Source organism: Pseudomonas sp. AU11447 (assembly GCF_001672555.2).
Taxonomy (GTDB): domain Bacteria; phylum Pseudomonadota; class Gammaproteobacteria; order Pseudomonadales; family Pseudomonadaceae; genus Pseudomonas; species Pseudomonas nitroreducens.
This window is the reverse complement of record NZ_LZDG02000060.1, coordinates 13,458-32,182: the sequence shown is the minus strand read 5'-3', so window position 1 is coordinate 32,182 and position 18,725 is coordinate 13,458. Positions and strand designations below refer to the sequence as shown.

Here is an 18,725-nt window from a genome sequence, read left to right as displayed (position 1 = left end):
CGCGGCTTAATCCCTTCGATAAGAGCAAACGGCGGGGTGGTCATCGGGTCGATGCGCTTCATAGGTTTTCTTGTTCCTGGTTGTTCTGCAGAAGGCTGACGGTGGCTTGCCAGTTGGCGCCGCGAGCCTGTTCTTCACGCTTGAGCAGTTGCTGCGCGGCGCTGCGGTCGGCCGGCTGGATCTGCGGTTCGAGCTGCGCCATCAGGTCGCTGGCGGTGGGCACCTGCTGGCGCTGGGCGAGTTCGCCGAAGACGTAGGCGTTGACCAGGTTCGGGCGCACGCCACGGCCCTGCGAATACAGCTGGGCGAGGGCCATGTCGGCGCTGGCCTGGCCGGCGCGGGCGGCGATCAGCAGGTGATCCACGGCCTTCTGCGGGTAGACCTGGCCGAGGAAGCCGCGGCGGTAGATCTGGCCCAGGTAGTAGTGCGCCTGGGGTTCGCTGGCGGCGGCCTTGAGCAGGTGCTGCTCGGCTTTCTGCGGTTCCTGCGGGGCCCACTTGCCGTCGTAGTAGAGGCGCCCGAGCAGCAGCTCGGCGCGGGGCTGGGCGGCGTCCTGGGCTTTCTTCAGGTAGTCGAGCATCTGGTCGAGGTCGCCCAGGTCGGGGTTGTCGTACTGCAGCTTGGCGAGGCTGACCCAGGCGGCCGGGTAGGTCGGCGCGATCTCGGTAAGCAGCGCCTGCGCGGCCTGCGGGTCGGCGGTGCCGATGTTCGGATCGGCCAGCACGCCGGCCACCGATTCGACGCGCTCGGAGGGCACGCGGCCGGCCTTCCAGCCTGCCTTCAGCGCTTCGATATGGGCTTTCTGCTTATCCGCGTTGCCCTGCTTCTGGTACACGGTGGCCAGTTCCATCCAGCACACGTCCATGCGGTTCAGCCAGCGCTGGCAGACCTGCTCGACTTCGGTGAGGTGCTGGTCGTAGGTGCCCTGGGTGCGGTACAGGATGATCTGCGCCAGATCGGCCTGCGGCAGTCCCTGGGCGCGCCACTGGTCGATGCGCTGCTGCGGGTTCACGTTCGGCCAGGCCTGCGGGTACTGCAGGTAGAGGACCACCAGCGGCACCAGCGCGCTGTCCTCGCCTTCGTTGAAGGCACGGGTCAGCAGTTGCTCGGCTTCGCGGTGTTCGGCGTCGGTGCCGCCGGGTTTGGCCGCCAGCCACTTGCCCAGGCGGGCGCGGGCGCGCGGCGAGCTCTCGGCGGCTTCGCGGTAGAGCTTTTCGGCGCGGGCCTGCTCGTCGGGGTCGCCGGTGGCGGCCTGCATGTCGGCCAGTCCGACCTGTGCGTCGGCGTAACCCATGGTCGCCAGGGCCTGGAAGTTGGCCTGGGCGGTGGCGATGTCGCCGCGCTCCAGGGCTTCCTGGGCCAGTCGCTGGTCGGGCAGGCCGGCGCAACCGGCGGCTGCGGCGATGGCCAGCGCCAATCCAAGGTGTCGGGCCAGGTCCGGGGCGTGTCGCAAGACAGGTCGATTCATGCGGGCAGTCCTCTTAGCGAGCGGTGGCCAGGGCCATCGCCTTGTTCAGCAGGGTGCGGCCCGGCAGGCCGCCGATGCTGACTTCAGTCGGGCGGCCAGCCATCTGGCTGTCGAGCGGCTGGTCGGGGGTGATCTGCACGCGGATTTCCGAGGACAGGTCACCGTCCACCGGTGCGGTGCGCAGGATGCGGCCGCCGCGTACTTCGCTGTCGCCGGCGACCTGGAAGTTCACGTGGGTGCCAGGGGACAGCTCGGCGGCGTTGCGGTAGGGGAAGCGCGCCTCGACGGTGGCGGTGCTGTCACGCGGGGTCAGGGTGAAGATCACGTCGCCCTTGTTGGCGAACTGACCGTTGGCGACGCGCTGCTCGACCACGCGGCAATCGCACGGGCTGGTCAGGGTGCCTTTCATCTGGTGGCCGAAGAGCTTCTCGATGTTGCTCGGGTTGAGCTGTTCTTCGGTCAGGTTGCCCTTGAGCAGGTCCAGCAGGTTGGCGGAGAAGGAGGCGATCGGCGCGCCCTTGGCGACTTCCGCGCCCGGCTCCACCAGGCTTTCCACGGTGCCTTCGCGGGGCATGGTGATCTGCTGGTTGGCCACGCTGACCACGCCCGAATCGGCATGGGTGACGAAGTACAGGTTGTAGATCTGGTTGAGGATCACCGCGAAGGCGCCGACGCCGACCACGAAGATCGCGGTGCTCACGGTGACGGCGCGGAAGCGCCCGAAGAAGCCCATGCCGCCCGAACCTGCGCCGTGCTTGCGGGCCTTGGTGAAGTTCTCGCGCTGCAGGGTGTTGAGCATGTCGCCCACGCTGATCACTTCGCCAGCCAGGTAGGAGGTGATCAGGTAGCGCAGGGCAGCGATCTCGCGCGGCTTCAGGTGTTGGAATTCACACCCCACGCGGCCGCTGTCGCGGTCATAGGAGCGCACCTGGAATTCCACCTCCAGGGAGAAGCTGATGCTGTCGATCTGGAACAGCAGCTTGCCCTTGTGCAGGTCGCCGACCTGGACCGGGGTGTTGTTCGCCGAGCTGAAGGCGAAACCGCCGGCGGACAGGTCCAGCAGGCGCGCATCGACGCCTTCGCGGTTGCCACCGATGTAGCGGATGCGCGCGGGCAGCTTGACCCGTGCGTGCTGGCGCTGGGCTTCGGATTCATGCACGACATTGACGTTGACGGCGGTATTCATGGGGTCGAGTCCTGTTCGTAGCTAAAAGGGGCGTGGCTAAAGGGAGCCTTCAGACGATGGTCAGCAGTACGGCGACGAAAACGCTGGCCGCGGAAAAGGTCATGGCGCGCGAGGACCAGGTGTTGAACCAGCGCTGGAAGCTGGCCAGGCCGCGGTCGAGCTTGGTGTTCTGGCGGGTCCAGGACTGCTGGTCGAGGCGGAAGAACACGTAGATCTTCACCAGGGCGCCGACGATCTGGTTGTAATAGAGAATCGCCGGGTAGGCCGGCCCGATGTGGTGGCCCGACAGCGACAGCAGCAGGGTCAGCACGAAGCGGGTGATGCCGATCCACAGCAGGTAGATGAGCAGGAAGGCGATGCTGTACTTGATGCTGGCGATGATCGCGGCGACCAGGCCGAGCAGGCAGGTCCACATCGACAGGCGCTGGTCGAACAGCACCACGCTGGTGAACCAGCCCAGGCGTTGCGGACCGAGGGCCAGGGCGCGGGAGTTCTGCCGAAGGTTGTTGCCGTACCAGCGGAACATCAGCTTGCGGCTGGCCTTGATGAAGCTCTTCTCCGGCGGGTGCTCGACCGTGTTGATCGCCGCGTCCGGCACGTAGAAGGTGTCGTAGCCCAGGCGCATCAGGCTGTACCAGCTGGACTTGTCGTCACCGGTGAGGAACTGGAAGCGGCCCAGGCGCCAGTGGTCCAGGTGGTCGCTTTCGACGTCGGTGATGAAGTCCGGGTCGGTGACCACGGCAGCACGGAATACCGACATGCGCCCGGTCATGGTCAGCACGCGCTTGGACAGGGCCATGGAGCACATGTTGATGTGGCGCTGGGCGAAGCGCAGCTTGTGCCACTCGCTCATCACGTAGCTGCCGCGCACTTCGCAGAATTCGTTGGTGGTCAGGCCGCCGACGTTGGGGAAGAGCTTGAACCAGGGCACGGTCTTTTTCACCACGCCGGGTTCGAGCACGGTGTCGCCATCGATCACCGCGACCACCGCGTGCTCATCCGGCAGGTGGCGGGAGATGGCACGGAAGCCGTGGGCCAGGCCGTCGCGCTTGCCGGTGCCGGGGATACGCACGAAGTCGAGCTTGACGTGGTCCGGCGGGTTGAGCTTCTGCCACTGCTGCTTGATCAGCACCTCGTCGGACATCTCGACGATGGAGCACACCACGGTGGTGGGGTAGCCGCAGGCAATGGCTTCTTCGATGACCGAGCGATAGACCATGGAGGTGGTCAGCGCGTCGATGCGGAAACTGGTGACCATCAGGTAAACGTGCGACGGGTCGGCTGCGTCGCCGAGCTTGCGGACCTTGCGCCGGTAGTGCGGGTAGACCAGGTAGAGGAACAGCATGCCGCGCAGGAAGTGCAGGCCACCCATGGAATAGCGCCAGATACCGACCGCGCCGATCAGCAGCAGGAAGTCCTTGGACTCGGCGTCGAATACGGTCGGTGGCACCAGCAGCGCCAGCAGCATCAGCAGGCTGAGAAAGACCAGCCAGCCCGTGGCTTCACCGATCACTCGTTTGTAGGTTTCCATCGTCGTCTATCCGTCTGGTGGGGCTTGGTTACCGGCCCGCTGGGCGGGTCGGTAACCGGCGCTTTTGGTTTCTGAAGGCATGGACTCGATTGAGCGAGCTAGAGTCCGGTTAGGCAGCGCCCGCTCCCGGCGGGCCTGCTGCATTCACCACATCCATGTGGATCGCGGAGAGGGACGAGGAAGCGGAGTTCACTGAAGTGAATGAGCATTTCCGAGTTCCTCTCCAACGACACCGGGCCGACGCGCAGCCAATCGAAACCCAATTACCAGCAGATGCCTTCGGCGCGGTCGTCTGTGACGCTCGGCATGAAGCCGATCAGGTCGACGACCTTCTTGCCCTCGGGCGCCTGCTTGACGACGTCGACGAACAGCTCGTCGCCGTTGCCCAGCACCAGCACGTCGGAGGACTTCACGACCGCGTCCAGGTCCGAGACCAGCAGCGAGGAAACGTGCGGGATCTTCGATTCGATGTACTCCTTGTTCGCGCCATGGACGCGGGCGTACTCGACGTTGCGGTCGAAGATCTGCAGCTCGTAGCCCTTGCCGATGAGCATCTCGGCCAGCTCCACCAGCGGGCTTTCGCGCAGGTCATCGGTGCCGGACTTGAACGACAGGCCGAGCAGGCCGACCTTGCGGCTGCCGTGGGCGGCGATGATGTCGAAGGCCTTCTGCACCTGGTGCTGGTTGCTGCGCATGATCGAGCCGAGCATCGGGTGTTCGATGTCCAGCTGGCTGGCGCGGTAGGTGAGGGCGCGGACGTCCTTGGGCAGGCAGGAGCCGCCGAAGGCGAAGCCGGGCTTCATGTAGTAGCGCGAGAGGTTCAGCTTGCGGTCCTGGCAGATCACGTCCATCACCTCGCGGCCGTCGACGCCGACTGCCTTGGCGATGTTGCCGATCTCGTTGGCGAAGGTGACCTTGGCGGCGTGCCAGACGTTGCAGGTGTACTTGATCATCTCCGCGACCTCGATGGTCTTGCGGATGATCGGCGCGTCCAGTTCGCGGTAGATTTCTTCCAGCAGGTCGCCGGTCTGGGCGTCCAGCTCACCGATGACGGTCATGGGCGGGAAGTCGTAGTCCTTGATCGCGGTGGATTCGCGCAGGAACTCCGGGTTGGTGCCCACGCCGAAGTCGGCGCCGGCCTTCTTGCCCGAGCAATCCTCGATGATCGGGATCACCACGTTGTTCACGGTGCCCGGCAGCACGGTGCTGCGCACGACCACGGTGTGGCGCGCTTTCTTCTCGCGGATGGCGTAGCCGATCTCGCGGCACACGGACTCGATGTAGCCCAGGTCCAGGTCGCCGTTCTTCTTGCTCGGGGTGCCGACGCAGATGAACGACACGTCGGTGTCCAGTACGGCCTTCTTGAAGTCGGTGGTGCCCGACAGGCGACCGGTGCGGATGCCTTGCTCCAGCAGAGGCTCCAGACCCGGTTCGACGATGGGCGACTTCCCGTTGTTGATCAGATCGATCTTGGTGGTGGAGACATCCACCCCAACGACTTCATGGCCTCGTGCGGACAGGCAGCCGGCACATACTGCGCCAACATACCCAAGACCAAAGATGCTGATACGCATCGCATTCACCTCTTCAATGGTCGAACTGTTTAAGTTGCCCCGTGGGCGTTTTTAAAAGGGTGCAAGAACCCTCGGAAGATGCTCTTTCGAGTTCTTCCGTACTTCCTTCCAGGCAGGCATGGGAATCGAGTGCTAAACTTTCGAGCACAGTCTTGGGGCGAACTTTTAATAGTTGCCCTGTTATGTTTCAGGCGGATTGCAAAGTTGGTGCGTTCTCCGTCCTGGCGTGCTCAAGTCTGGTTAGATGATTGCCTCGTCATCTTAAAAGTTCAGTTTTTTCATTGGGTTAGGTGCTTAGTTCAATCGCTGATTGCCAATCGAAATAACCTTGGAACCTAATCTCCAATTTCTCACCGAGGCACTTTCTGGTCGCCATCGATGATCGTTGCGCAAATAGGATTTATCTCAAATGCGGTTAGTTCCTTCCGCTCATCCCACCTCGGAAATTATTTGAAATATCCAATTGATATCACTTGATGCTGGATTAATGGCCATTCGCGACTTGGCCCTTCCAGTGCAAAGTGCATGGTCGGGAAAAGTTCCATTGAATTTTTCGTTAAAAACGACCGTGTATCGTCGGTAAGACATTCGTTCAGCTGCCGTTCAGCTTTCTCTCTTGCAAAGTGCAATCGTGAAATGCATGTCATGGCCAAGGGCTGTTAATGGCCAATGGATTACAAGGGCAGGAGCGAATCGGGACGATTTCCATCCATCCGGTCGGTTCGGATGGCGGAAAAAATTTCTCACGATTAATCCCGAAGCAGACGAACGGTCATTTTGACCATTTTCACCGTGTGGGCATTAGGGGGTGTTTTGAGCAGTAAACGTACAGTTCAGGCCCCCGTGACCGCGCAGTTCCATGGTCAATGGCTTACAGGCCACTTGGTATCAGGCAGGTTTTTGCGGGGCGTGCGGGCTCAGCAACCGGCGTCACCGCACCATCGAGGCGCCCCACCGAAGCTCGCGCGTCCGACAGGAAGGGGGGATCGAAACGAAAACGGGAGCCTCAGGGCTCCCGTTCGGTGCAGCAGGTGGGGCAACTTAGTCGTCGGCGTGGTCGCGCAGGAACACCAGCTGGTCCGCCTTGGAGTGCTCGGCACTGTAGGCGTAACCCGCGTAGTTGAAGTCCTTCAGGCCTTCGGGGTTGCTCAGGCGCTCCTTGATCACGTAGCGCGCCATCATCCCGCGGGCCTTCTTGGCGTAGAAGCTGATGATCTTGTACTGGCCGTTCTTCAGGTCCTTGAACTCGGTGTCGATCACCCGCGCGTTCAGCGCCTTGCGCTTCACCGCGCCGAAATACTCGTTGGAGGCCAGGTTGAGCAGCACATCGTCGCCCTGTTCGGCCAGGGACTCGTTCAGCCAGCCGCTGATGCGCTCGCCCCAGAAGGCGTAGAGGTCCTTGCCGCGGGCGTTGGCCAGTTTGGTGCCCATCTCCAGGCGGTAGGGCTGCATCAGGTCCAGCGGCCGCAGCACGCCGTAGAGGCCGGAAAGCATGCGCAAATGCTGCTGGGCGAAATCGAAGTCGTCTTCGCTGAAGTCCTCGGCCTGCATGCCGGTGTAGACGTCGCCCTTGAAGGCCAGCAGCGCCTGCTTGGCATTGGCCTGGGTGAACTCCGGGTGCCAGCTGCCGAAGCGCGCGGCATTCAGGCCGGCCAGCTTGTCCGACAGGTGCATCAGTTCGGCGATCTGTGCCGGGGCCAGTTCCCGCAGGATGCCGATCAGCTCCTGTGCGTCGTCCAGGTGCTCGGGCAGGGTGAAGCGCTGCGTCACCGGCGCGGTGTCGTAGTCCAGGGTCTTGGCGGGGGAAATCACCATCAGCATCGTGCGGTCTCCTACAAGCGAGCGGCGATTGTAAGGAGTCGCGAGCGTTGGCTCCACCTATGGGGACGATTAGCTTCTCTATAGAGGAAGGCGCAGGGCGCAGAGGCTGGGCCTGGCGCGGCGCCAGCTGCCGGAGTGCTGGGCTAAGGGACTGATCCGTCGAGGGAAAGACTGGGAAATACGGGAGGTGGGACCCCTAAAACTAGCGCTGTCCGAGGCCCTCGCCAAGGTATTTCGTCGTACGACGAAAAAAACCTTCTTAGGAAGGAAAAAGACTTTTTATCGTCATGTTTTTTCCTGTATTTGTTGAGACGTAGACCGCCGAACCCTGCAGACAGGTGGCGGCCCCGGCCCGGCCCGTCCTCTTCATGCAGTTCTCTCGATTCCTGCCCTGATCCCAGGCTTCGAGAGCAGGTGGTTCGCAGCACGGCGGAGCGCTGTAGCGGCATTCCGTCGAACGCCCCCACAAGAGGTGACCCGCGTATGGATGACCACGGACGCTCCCGCCCCACCCAGCCCACCCTGTACGTCCTCGACACCAACGTCCTGATCCACGATCCCAACGCCTTGCTGAATTTCCAGGAGCACCACGTCGCCATCCCGATGACGGTGCTGGAGGAACTGGACAAGCTCAAGACCGGCAAACACACCGTGGCCGCGGAATGTCGCCAGGCGATCCGTCTGATCGACTCGGTACTGGGCGAAGCCTCGCCCGAGCAGGTCGAGGATGGCGTGCCCATCCAGCGCGGCAAGAGCGGCCCCTGCGGCAGCCTGTCGATCCTCATGAGCAAGCGCGCCGAGCCGATCACCTGGCTGCCCGAGCACCTCAACGACAACAAGATCATCAACCAGCTGGTGGAGCTGAAGAGTCGTCATAGCAGCAAGCGCGTGGTGCTGGTCACCAAGGACATCAACATGCGCCTGAAGGCGCGTGCGTGCGGGGTATTTGCCGAGGACTACCACACCGACCAGCTGGTCGATGACATCAACCTGCTGTCGCGTGGCTACCACTCGTTGAGCGGATCGTTCTGGGACCGCGTCAGCAAGGTGGAGACCCGCCAGGACCGCGGTCGGACCTGGCACCGCGTGCAACTCACCGACAACCTGCCGGCGGTCCACATCAACGAGTTCATCGTCGATGAGCAGGGGTTCGTCGGCTGGATCAAGGGGATCGACCAGGACGAGCTGACCATCCTCGACTTGCACCAGGAGCCGCTGCTGCACCAGGAAGCCTGGGGCCTGCGACCGCGCGATGTGTACCAGTCGCTGGCGCTGTACGCGCTGCTGGACCCGGACATCCACCTGGTCAACCTGTCCGGCGCTGCCGGCTCGGGCAAGACCATCCTCGCGCTGGCCGCCGCCATCGAGCAGACCATGGTCACCAAACGCTACAAGCGCATCATCGCGACTCGCAGCGTGCAGGGCCTGGACGAGGACATCGGCTTCCTGCCCGGCACCGAGGCGGAGAAGATGGAGCCCTGGCTCGGCGCGATCACCGACAACCTCGAGGCCCTGCATTCGGATGACGAGTGCACCCACGGCAGCGTCGACTACATCCTCAGCAAGGTGCCGCTGCAGTTCAAATCGCTGAACTACATCCGCGGCCGCAGCTTCCAGCAGAGCCTGATCCTGATCGACGAGTGCCAGAACCTCACCCCGCACCAGATGAAGACCATCATTACCCGGGCGGGCAACGGTTCGAAGGTGATCTGCCTGGGCAACCTGGCGCAGATCGACACCCCCTACCTGTCGGCCACCAGCTCCGGCCTGACCTACCTGACCGAACGCTTCAAGGACTTCCCCCACGGCGTGCACGTGACCCTGCAAGGGGTGCCGCGCTCGGTGCTGGCGGAGTTCGCCGAAGCGCACATGTAGGCCACTTCCACTCACTCAGCAGGGCCCGCCATTTGGCGGGCCTCTTTATTCCTGCTTCCAGGTTGTTCGCGAGCAAACTCGCTCCCCAAGGTCCGGCGCGACATGCTCTTGTAGGAGCGAGCTTGCTCGCGAACCCTGGCGACGCCGGCGGTAGCCCGTGCATACCTCTTCTTGTATACAATCCTCCCCCCAACGCGCCGCTCGCCGGTCTGCCAGCCCCGCGTGTCGGGGTTAAACTGTTCCCCTGATTCTCCGGAGAGTGCCCACTCGTGCTGACCCATCTCGATTCCCAGGGCCGCGCCAACATGGTCGATGTCACTGAAAAAGCCGTGACGTCCCGTGAAGCCGTGGCCGAAGCCCGGGTGCGCATGCTCCCGGCGACCCTGCAACTGATCCAGGACGGCGGCCACCCCAAGGGCGACGTCTTCGCCGTGGCGCGCATCGCCGGCATCCAGGCAGCCAAGAAGACCCATGAGCTGATCCCGCTGTGCCACCCGCTGCTGCTCACCAGCGTCAAGGTCGAGTTGGCCGCCGAGGGCGAAGACACCGTGCACATCGTTGCCCGCTGCAAGCTGGCCGGGCAGACCGGTGTCGAGATGGAAGCGCTGACCGCCGCCAGCGTCGCCGCGTTGACCATCTACGACATGTGCAAGGCCGTGGACCGTGGCATGACCATCGACAGCGTGCGGGTGCTGGAGAAGCTCGGCGGCAAGAGCGGCCATTACGTGGCGACAGATCGTTCCGCAGGAGACACCCCATGATCCGCGTGCAGTACTTCGCCCGCTACCGCGAAGCCCTCGGTCTCGATGGCGAGCAACTGAACTGGAGCGCTTCCCTGGCCAGCCTCGACGACCTGCGGCGCCTGCTGCTGGAGCGCGGTGGCGCCTGGGACGTGCTCGGCGAGCAGAACCTGATGTGCGCACGCAACCAGGAGCTGTGCTCCCTGGACGAGCCCCTCGCCGATGGCGACGAGGTGGCGTTCTTCCCCACCGTTACCGGAGGCTGAGCCCATGGCGATCCGCGTCCAGCCCGCGGCGTTCGATCCGGGCGCCGAACTCAATGCGATGCACGCCGCCAACGTCGGCGTGGGCGCGGTGGTCGGCTTCGTCGGCTACGTGCGCGATTTCAACGATGGGCGCGAAGTGGGCGGCATGTTCCTCGAACACTACGCCGGCATGACCGAGAAGGCGCTGGAAAAGATCGAAGTGGAAGCCAACCAGCGCTGGCCGCTGTTGCGCCTGGAAATCCTCCACCGCATCGGCCGCCTGGAACCGGGCGAGCCCATCGTCTTCGTCGGCGCCGCCAGTGCCCACCGCCAGGCAGCGTTCGATGCCTGCAACTTCGTCATGGACTACCTCAAGACCCGCGCGCCGTTCTGGAAGAAGGAAGACACCAGCGACGGCCCGCGCTGGGTCGAAGGCCGTTGCAGCGATCAGGAAGCCGCCGACCGCTGGAAGGGCTGAGCCGTTATCCCCGAGGCGACGGTTGGCGGATAACGCCGTAGGCGTTATGCGCCCTAGGGTTTGTCCGGAAGCTACGAAAGCGCTCAACGTAGGGCGGATAAAGCGGAACGCTTTATCCGCCGTCTCTGCTGAGCGGCGATGCCCCGCACGCGCCGGGGCAGTACCTCCGAGGAGGAATGGGCGGCAGGGGAGAAGGGGCGCAGGCTGGCGCCAGCCCTTTTTGCTCCGAATCGGAGAGCCCCCTCATGAGCCATCTCAGCACCCCGGAATTCCAGCCGCTGGAGATCGCTGTCCTCACCGTCAGCGATACCCGCAGCCTGCACAACGATACCTCCGGCCAGGCCCTGGTCACCTCCCTGCAGCGTGCCGGCCATGCCCTCGCCGAGCGCCGGCTGGTGATCGACGACATCTACCAGATTCGCGCTGTGGTCTCGGCCTGGATCGCCGATCCCAAGGTCCAGGTCGGCCTGATCACCGGCGGCACCGGCTTCACCCTGCGTGACAACACCCCGCAGGCCGTGGCTCCCCTGCTGGAACGCACCGTGGACGGCTTCGGTGAACTGTTCCGGCAGATTTCCCGTGAGGAAATCGGCACTTCCACCATCCAGTCCCGCGCCATCGCCGGTATCACCAACGGCACGCTGATCTGCTGCCTGCCCGGCTCCACCGGCGCCTGCTTGACGGCCTGGGAAAAAATCCTCGTCCAGCAGTTGGACAGCCGCACCAAGCCCTGCAATTTCGTTCCCCATCTCAAGCGCCTGCCCGAGCGCCCGGTGCTGGCCTGCGGTACCCGCTCGTGAGCGGCTGCGGCTGTTCCGGCGCCGGCCTGCGCCCGGTGGATGAGGCCATCACCGCGCTGATGGATTTCGCTCCCGTGGCGCCGCCGACCGTACACGTCGACCTGGAAAGCGCCCTGGGTCGCGTCCTCGCGCAGGACATCCGCTCACCCATCGACCTGCCCCTGTGGGACAACAGCGCGATGGACGGCTACGCCCTGCGCAGCGACGACACGGGAGAAGCCGGCGCGCGGCTGAAGATCGCCGGCTACATCGCCGCCGCGGGCGATGCCGCCGACGTTGTGCTGCAACCGGGCCAGGCCATGCGCATCTTCACCGGCGCGCCGCTACCACCGGGTGCCGACAGCGTGATCGCCCAGGAGGACTGCGAGGTCGAGGGCGAACGTTTGCTGGTTCCCCAGGTAGCCCTCGGCAGCCATGTGCGCCGGCGTGGTGAAGAGCTCCGCAGCGGTGAGGCCCTGCTCAGTGCCGGACAGAAACTGCGCGCCCAGGACATCGGCCTGCTGGCCAGCGTCGGGCTGGATCGCGTCGCGGTTTACCGGCCGTTGCGGGTCTGCCTGCTGAGCAGCGGCGACGAGTTGCGCGAGCCCGGCGAGCCGCTCGCGCCGGGGCAGATCTACAACGCCAACCGCTTCAGCATCGGCGCACTGCTGCGCGGTTGGGGCATCGAAGTGCATGACTACGGCGTGCTCGCCGACACCCTGGCGGCCAGCCGCGATGCACTGAGCCTCGCTGCGTCCGAATGGGACGTGCTGATCACCAGCGGCGGCGTCTCCGTGGGAGACCGCGACTACCTCAAGCAGGCGATCCGCGAACTGGGCGAGCTGCACCTGTGGAAGTTGAAAATGCAGCCGGGCAAGCCACTGGCTTTTGGCAGTGTTTCGGGCAAGCCGTGGATCGGTCTGCCGGGCAACCCGGCCGCTGCCCTGGTCACCGCCCTGGTCGTCGCGCGGCCTTTCCTCTGGCGCGCCCAGGGACGCAGCGATGTGCAGACGCTGCCGGTGACGTTGCCGGCAGGCTTCGACTGGCCCGCCGCCAACTCGCGCCGCCAGTACCTGCGCGCGCGCTTGGAACTCGATGCCAGCGGCGTGGCGCGCATTTGCCTGCACCCGCAGCAGGGCTCGGCCATGCTGCGCGCGGCGAGCTGGGCGGATGGCCTGGCGTTGGTGGAGGCCGGGCGCACCCTGCACGCTGGCGAGCCGCTGCCGTTCCTGTCTTTCAGCGAACTCGGCGCCTGACGCCGTTCCCGGCTGCCGGCGGGGGCCGGCGGCCTCCGTAGTACCAGGGGGAAACATGCAACTGGTCTGCCCGGCGGGAAGTCTGCCCGCCTTGAAATCGGCCCTGCGCGAAGGCGCCGACGCCATCTACGTCGGCTTTCGCGACGACACCAACGCCCGGCACTTTGCCGGCCTCAACCTCGATGATCGCCAACTGCGCCAGGGCGTGGACCTGATCCACGACGCCGGCAAGCAGATGTACGTGGCGGTCAACACCTATCCCGGCGCGGCTGGCTGGGCCCGCTGGCAACGCGCCGTGGACCACGCCGCCGACCTGGGCGTGGATGCGCTGATCGCCGCCGACTGCGCGGTGCTCGGCTACGCCGCCAAGCGCCATCCGAACCTGGTGCTGCACCTCTCGGTGCAGGGCTCGGCCACCAATGTGGCGGCGCTGGCGTTCTACCACGAGCGCTACGGCATCCGCCGCGCCGTGCTGCCGCGCGTGCTGTCGCTGGCGCAGGTGCGCCAGGTGGCGGCGAACAGCCCGGTGCCCATCGAAGTCTTCGCCTTCGGCAGCCTGTGCATCATGGCCGAGGGGCGTTGCCACCTGTCGTCCTATGTCACCGGCGAGTCGCCGAATCTGTGCGGGGTCTGTTCGCCGGCCAAGGCGGTGCGCTGGAGCGAGGAGCCCGAAGGCCTGACCTCGCGCCTCAACGACGTACTGATCGACCGCTACGCGCCGGATGAGCCGGCCGGCTACCCGACGTTGTGCAAGGGCCGCTTCGTGGTCAACGGCGAGCGCTTCCATGCGCTGGAAGAGCCCACCAGCCTGAACACCATCGACCTGATTCCGCAGTTGGCGGAGATCGGTGTGGCGGCGGTGAAGATCGAGGGCCGGCAGCGCAGCCCGGCCTATGTCGAGCAGGTCACCCGCGTCTGGCGCCAGGCGCTGGATGCGTGGCAACGCGCACCGGAGAACTACCGTGCGCTGACGCAGTGGCAGGATGCCCTGGACAAGCTTTCCGAAGGCCACCAGACGACCCTGGGCGCCTACCATCGCTCCTGGCAGTGAGGACATCGAGATGAAACTCAGCCTGGGACCGGTGCTGTTCTACTGGGACCGCCGGACACTCCTGGATTTCTATGCGCAGATGGCGGAGCAGCCGCTGGACGCCATCACTATCGGCGAGACCGTCTGCTCCAAACGCCGGGCGCTGTCGCTGGACGACTGGCTCGGACTTGGACGCGAGCTGCAGCAGCAGAGCGGGGCGCAGATTCTCATCGCGGGGCTGGCGCTGATCGAGGCAGCCTCGGAGCTGTCCGCGCTGCGCCGCCTGTGCGCCAACGGCGAGCTGCGGGTCGAGGCCAACGACATGGGCGCGGTGCAGATTCTCTCCGGCCTGGGTGTCGAGTTCGTCGGCGGGCCGGCGTTGAATGTCTACAACGGCCATACGCTGGCGGAGCTGCATGCCGCTGGCCTGCGCCGCTGGGTGCCGCCGGTGGAGTGCTCCGGCGAGCAGGTCCACGCAGTTATCGAGCAGGCGCGCGAGCTGGGCATCATTGATGTGGAGACCGAGGTGTTCGCCTACGGCCATTTGCCTTTGGCCTACTCGGCGCGCTGCTTCACCGCGCGGGCGGAGAACCGGCCCAAGGACGATTGCCAGTTCTGCTGCCTCAACTACCCCGAAGGGATGTCGATGCTCAGCCAGGAGGGTTTCCCTTTGTTCACCCTCAACGGCATCCAGACCCTGTCCGGCGAGTCCAGCAACCTGCTGGCGGACTACGCCTCGCTGCGTGATTGCGGCGCCGACCTGCTGCGCCTGAGCCCGCGCGCGGAAGGCATGGTGGAGGTCGTGCAGGCCTTCGACCGCGTGCGCAAGGGCGCCACGCCGCCGCTGGCGGTGGAGGGTTGCAACGGATACTGGCATGGCCGACCGGGCATGCTGCGCAGTGATGAGGTGAACCTGTGCTGACTCTTGAAACCGGTGCCCTGCGCGCCGCCGACCGACTCCTGCCGCTGGCCGCGCGCGTCCCGTCGGGATTGCAGCGCGCGGTGCTGCAGCGTGCTGCCAATCGCCTGTTCGCCGAGGCGCTGGCCGACGGTGCCTTCGATATCCTCGACGGCCACTGGCTGCGGCTGGAAGTCAGCGATCTCGGCCTGGCCTGGAGTTTCACCCACGACCGCAAGGGCCTGCGTTTCGCCGATGCCTGCGTGCCCAGCGTGACCATTCGCGGCAGTTGGCGTGACTTCCTGCTGTTGGCGGGCCGCCAGGAGGACCCGGACACGCTGTTCTTCCGCCGTCGCCTGGTGATCGAGGGCGATACCGAGCTGGGGCTGGCGGTGAAGAACCTGATCGACAGCCTCGACCCGGACAGCCTGCCAGCCTGGCTGTGGCGCGCCATGCGTCGCGCCAGCCGGGCCGTACAGGAAAACGCCTGACCGGCATTTCGTAGGATGGGTGGAGCTTGCGATACCCATGCTGCCCTGACACGCCAATCGATGGGTATCGCTTCGCTCCACCCATCCTACGTCGGCGCCTGTTCTTTCGCCTTGTGCAGTGGTGGTTCAGGCCGGCGTGCGTACGAGGAACTGCAGTTCCTCGTAGAGCATCTCGAAATCCTGCACCGGCGCGTCCTGGCCGTAGCGTTTCTTCAGGCCGTACTCGGTCAGGGTGACCTCGTGCGCGGCCTTCACACCATGGCGCGCCAGGCAATTCTGCACGCAGTGCAGGTGGCAGCCGTCCACGGCGATGATCGGGCGGCCGGAGCAGGCTTTCTTCACCAGCGCCGGTACGTCGCCGCCCACGCCGGCGATGCAGGACATCTCCGCCAGGCCGTCACGGTCCAGGCGCAGGGCGAGGTCGTTGGCCAATTGCGCAAGATTGGAGCAGCCGGAGCAGGAGTACACGAGGGGCAGGTTCGGCGAGGGCGGCATGGGGACCTCCTGGGTGAGTCCCGCAGTGTCCTGCCGCCGTGGGCTGGCGCGACATGATCTGAATCAAGTCGGCGATCGGACTACTACCAGCGAGGTAGAGGCTTCCTTGTAGGAGCGAGCTTGCTCGCGAACCAGCCCCGCAGCGGAGTCTGTTCGCGAGCAAGCTCGCTCCTACAGGTAAGGTCACGTCCAGTGCGGGGGGTCAGACCAGATGGTTCTCCACCGCCCACACCGCTGCTTCCACCCGTGAGCGCATGCCCAGCTTGTGCAGCACGCGCTTCACGTGGACCTTCACGGTGCCTTCGGTGATGTCGAGTTTGCGCGCGATCATCTTGTTGCTGTAGCCGTGGGCGAGTTGGCGGAGGATCTGCCGCTCGCGATCGGTCAGCTCCTCGATGCCCTTGGGCCGGTCATCGCCACGCAGGGCCTGGGCCAGTACCTGGGTCAACTGCGGGCTGATGGTGAGCTGGCCGGTGGCGGCCTGGCGGATGTGTTCCAGCAGGCGCTCGGGTTCCATGTCCTTGAGCAGGTAGCCGTCGGCGCCAGCGCGCAGCACGTTGATCACGTCGTTGCGGTCATCGGAGACGGTGAACACCACGATGCGCGCGTCCTCGCCGTTCTCGCGCAGGGCGCGCAGGGTGTCCAGGCCGGTCATGCCCTTCATGTTGAGGTCGAGCAGGATCATGTCCGGTTCCAGCTCCGCCGCCATGCGCAGTGCTTCCTCGCCGCTGCCGGCTTCGCCCACCACTTGCAGGTCGTCCTCGAACTCCAGCAACTGGATCACGCCCTTGCGCATCATCGGGTGGTCGTCGACAAGCAGGATGCGCGCGCGGTCATCGGTGGGGGTGGCCGTCATGGGTGGGTCTCCGGGTACTGCGACAGGGGTTTGTGGGTGAAGCGCACGCTGACGCGGGTGCCCTGCGGCTCGCGCGGGGCGATGCTGAAGTTGGCTTCCAGGGTCTGGCTGCGCTCACGCATGATGCTAAGCCCGTAGTGCCCGTTGCGGCTCTGCGCTGGGTCAAAGCCGACGCCGTCATCGTCCACGGTGATGCATACCTGCTCATCCGCATCTTCGCCCAGGGTCACCTTCGCGTGGCTGGCGCCGGCGTGGCGAACCACGTTTGACAGCGCCTCGCGGACGATCTGCAGGATGTGGATTTCCTCGTTGGGGTTGAGCGGGATGTGCGCCAGGCGATTGTCCAGTTCGATACCCAGGTTGCCGCGCTCGGCGAACTCTTCCACGGTCTTCACCAGCGCCGCTTCCAGGCTGGATTGCTCCAGGCTCAGACGGAAGGTGGTGAGCAGTTCGCGCAGCTGGCGGTAGGCGCTGTTGAGGCCTTCGCGCAGTTCGTCGAGGGTCTCGTCGATCTTCTCGGCCGGCACATCGCGCTTGAGCAGGGTGGCCAGGCGGCTGACCTGGATCTTCAGGTAGGACAGCGACTGCGCCAGCGAATCGTGCAGCTCGCGGGCGATGGTGCTGCGCTCGGCGAACAGGGCCAGGCGGTTCTCCTGTTCCTGCTGCAGGGACAGCGCGAAGGTGCGCGCAATGTTGTCGCAGAAGCCCTCGATGAATTGCTGCTGCCAGTCTTCCAGGCGGCCGCTGGCGGTCTCGATGAACAGCTCGCCGAAGCGGTGTTCGCCAATGGAAAGGGGCTGCATCAGCAGCGGATTGATGCCCTGGCTTGGCTCGCCGCAATGGTCGGCCTGGGCGCGGCAGTCGCCGCAGTTGCCCTGCAGGCAGAAGCTGCCGGTGATGCCGTCGGTGGTCAGCGAGGAATAGGCGCGCTCGACGCCGTCCTTGTTCAGGCACAGGGTTACCTTGCCGGCCTGCAGCACGCGCTCCAGCTGGTTCAGCAGCGGTTGCAGGGAGCGCTCGTCGTACGGGTCCTGGCCCAGGCGGCGGGCGCTGTCGTAGAGCAGCTCCAGGCGCTGGTGGCTGTTGGAGAGGGCGCGGGTCTTCTCTTCCACCCGCGCTTCGAGCTCGCGGTAGCTGGCCTGGAGTTCCTCGGCCATCTGGTTGAAGCGCTCGCCCAGCTGGCTCAACTCGTCCTCGCCGCTGCTGCTGACCCGTGCATCGAGGTCGCCTTCGCCCAGGCGGCGCGCGGTTGTGGTGAGTTCACGCAGTGGGCCGACCACGTGATAGCTCAGGTCATAGAGGCTGATGAACACCACCAGCAGGCTGAGGAACAGGCACAGCCCCTGCACCGTGCTGAGCATCTGCGAGCGGTATTCGGCATTGCTCTGCAGGGTGCCGACGAAGCCGTCGATGTGGCTGACGAAGGTGTCGAGGGTCGCCAGCGCCGGTGCTTCGGAAAGGTCGAGGTTCTGCAGCTCCTTGCGCAGTTGCGCGTGCTGCTGGCGGATCGGCGCGTCAGCATCCGAGCGGCGCAGCAAGCGGGTGATCTCGTCGTTGTCCAGGCGTGCGGCGAGGGTTGCCTGCAGGGCCTGGCGGTTGATCGGCGAGGGGTCCAGCGCCAGGCGGTAGGTGAGCATGCGCAGCGAACCGGCCTGGTTGATCACCGCCGCATCCTGGTGCGAATAGTCGGCGAACAGCAGTGCGCTGAACATGCCGGCCAGGGCCAGGGATACCAGCAGGGTGAGGTAGCAGCCGAAGCGCACGACGATGGATTTGCGCAGGGAAGGGCGTCCGGCGGGGGGACTACCCACAAAGAATCGGTCGCTGGCGGAGGGCTCGGGTCGGGACGCCGTATTCATGTTAAATGCCTTTAAAAACAACGACTTATATGTTCGTTTCAGAGATACCCACTAAGGAGTAGCGGCGCGCATCTGCTCACGAATCGCCCTTTCGCTCATTGATGACGATCAAGAGAAGGACGCGAGTCCTTACCTAACGTGCG

17 protein-coding genes are annotated in these 18,725 nt (G+C 65.0%); 9 read left to right on the top strand and 8 right to left on the bottom strand.

The window, feature by feature from the left end; genetic code table 11:
* Nucleotides 1-58 precede the first annotated feature (58 nt).
* The 5 genes from algK to yaaA form a co-directional block, all read right to left on the bottom strand.
* On the bottom strand, nucleotides 59-1,468 hold the full coding sequence (algK, locus tag A6723_RS22755; RefSeq protein ID WP_054910084.1) for an alginate biosynthesis TPR repeat lipoprotein AlgK: 1,410 nt from the start codon (nucleotides 1,466-1,468) through the stop codon (nucleotides 59-61).
* A gap of 13 nt (nucleotides 1,469-1,481) precedes the next feature.
* On the bottom strand, nucleotides 1,482-2,654 hold the full coding sequence (locus A6723_RS22750; protein WP_054910083.1) for an alginate biosynthesis protein Alg44: 1,173 nt from the start codon (nucleotides 2,652-2,654) through the stop codon (nucleotides 1,482-1,484).
* Between the two features lie 49 nt (nucleotides 2,655-2,703).
* Nucleotides 2,704-4,185 carry a mannuronan synthase gene (alg8, locus tag A6723_RS22745; RefSeq protein ID WP_037015978.1) on the bottom strand — a complete coding sequence of 494 codons (1,482 nt, stop codon included), beginning with the start codon at nucleotides 4,183-4,185 and terminating at the stop codon, nucleotides 2,704-2,706.
* 263 nt (nucleotides 4,186-4,448) lie between these two features.
* Nucleotides 4,449-5,759, bottom strand: a complete 1,311-nt coding sequence (gene algD, locus A6723_RS22740; RefSeq protein WP_024765840.1) for a GDP-mannose 6-dehydrogenase — start codon at nucleotides 5,757-5,759, stop codon at nucleotides 4,449-4,451.
* Between the two features lie 1,041 nt (nucleotides 5,760-6,800).
* Nucleotides 6,801-7,580 carry a peroxide stress protein YaaA gene (gene yaaA, locus A6723_RS22735; protein ID WP_024765839.1) on the bottom strand — a complete coding sequence of 260 codons (780 nt, stop codon included), beginning with the start codon at nucleotides 7,578-7,580 and terminating at the stop codon, nucleotides 6,801-6,803.
* 483 nt (nucleotides 7,581-8,063) lie between these two features.
* Here yaaA and A6723_RS22730 point away from each other — a divergent pair, with 483 nt between their 5' ends.
* From A6723_RS22730 to A6723_RS22685, 9 genes are all read left to right on the top strand, one after another.
* Nucleotides 8,064-9,455: a PhoH family protein gene (locus tag A6723_RS22730; protein WP_024765838.1), complete on the top strand. Its 1,392-nt coding sequence runs from the start codon at nucleotides 8,064-8,066 to the stop codon at nucleotides 9,453-9,455.
* 269 nt (nucleotides 9,456-9,724) lie between these two features.
* On the top strand, nucleotides 9,725-10,216 hold the full coding sequence (gene moaC / locus A6723_RS22720; RefSeq protein ID WP_054909146.1) for a cyclic pyranopterin monophosphate synthase MoaC: 492 nt from the start codon (nucleotides 9,725-9,727) through the stop codon (nucleotides 10,214-10,216).
* On the top strand, nucleotides 10,213-10,461 hold the full coding sequence (locus A6723_RS22715) for a MoaD/ThiS family protein (RefSeq protein WP_024765836.1): 249 nt from the start codon (nucleotides 10,213-10,215) through the stop codon (nucleotides 10,459-10,461). Before moaC ends, A6723_RS22715 begins: the two co-directional genes overlap by 4 nt.
* Nucleotides 10,462-10,465: 4 nt before the next feature.
* On the top strand, nucleotides 10,466-10,918 hold the full coding sequence (moaE, locus tag A6723_RS22710) for a molybdopterin synthase catalytic subunit MoaE (RefSeq protein ID WP_054909145.1): 453 nt from the start codon (nucleotides 10,466-10,468) through the stop codon (nucleotides 10,916-10,918).
* A gap of 245 nt (nucleotides 10,919-11,163) precedes the next feature.
* Entirely contained in the window at nucleotides 11,164-11,718 is a 555-nt protein-coding gene (gene moaB, locus A6723_RS22705) for a molybdenum cofactor biosynthesis protein B (protein WP_037015987.1), read from the top strand.
* Entirely contained in the window at nucleotides 11,715-12,953 is a 1,239-nt protein-coding gene (gene glp / locus A6723_RS22700) for a gephyrin-like molybdotransferase Glp (RefSeq protein ID WP_054909144.1), read from the top strand. Before moaB ends, glp begins: the two co-directional genes overlap by 4 nt.
* Nucleotides 12,954-13,008: 55 nt before the next feature.
* On the top strand, nucleotides 13,009-14,004 hold the full coding sequence (locus tag A6723_RS22695) for a peptidase U32 family protein (protein ID WP_054909143.1): 996 nt from the start codon (nucleotides 13,009-13,011) through the stop codon (nucleotides 14,002-14,004).
* 10 nt (nucleotides 14,005-14,014) lie between these two features.
* Complete coding sequence (locus A6723_RS22690; protein WP_054909142.1) at nucleotides 14,015-14,905, top strand: U32 family peptidase; 891 nt, start codon at nucleotides 14,015-14,017, stop codon at nucleotides 14,903-14,905.
* Nucleotides 14,899-15,372, top strand: coding sequence for an SCP2 domain-containing protein (locus A6723_RS22685; RefSeq protein WP_054909141.1), 474 nt, complete (start codon nucleotides 14,899-14,901; stop codon nucleotides 15,370-15,372). The genes A6723_RS22690 and A6723_RS22685 overlap by 7 nt, the downstream gene beginning before the upstream one ends.
* Nucleotides 15,373-15,498: 126 nt before the next feature.
* On the opposite strand, the gene A6723_RS22680 is transcribed toward A6723_RS22685, so the two are convergent.
* The 3 genes from A6723_RS22680 to A6723_RS22670 all read right to left on the bottom strand — a co-directional run bounded on the left by A6723_RS22680 (nucleotide 15,499) and on the right by A6723_RS22670 (nucleotide 18,582).
* On the bottom strand, nucleotides 15,499-15,867 hold the full coding sequence (locus A6723_RS22680) for a putative zinc-binding protein (protein WP_054909140.1): 369 nt from the start codon (nucleotides 15,865-15,867) through the stop codon (nucleotides 15,499-15,501).
* 202 nt (nucleotides 15,868-16,069) lie between these two features.
* Nucleotides 16,070-16,723, bottom strand: coding sequence for a two-component system response regulator NarL (narL, locus tag A6723_RS22675; RefSeq protein WP_024765829.1), 654 nt, complete (start codon nucleotides 16,721-16,723; stop codon nucleotides 16,070-16,072).
* Nucleotides 16,720-18,582 carry a histidine kinase gene (locus tag A6723_RS22670; RefSeq protein WP_064979862.1) on the bottom strand — a complete coding sequence of 621 codons (1,863 nt, stop codon included), beginning with the start codon at nucleotides 18,580-18,582 and terminating at the stop codon, nucleotides 16,720-16,722. Before A6723_RS22670 ends, narL begins: the two co-directional genes overlap by 4 nt.
* Nucleotides 18,583-18,725: the final 143 nt, after the last annotated feature.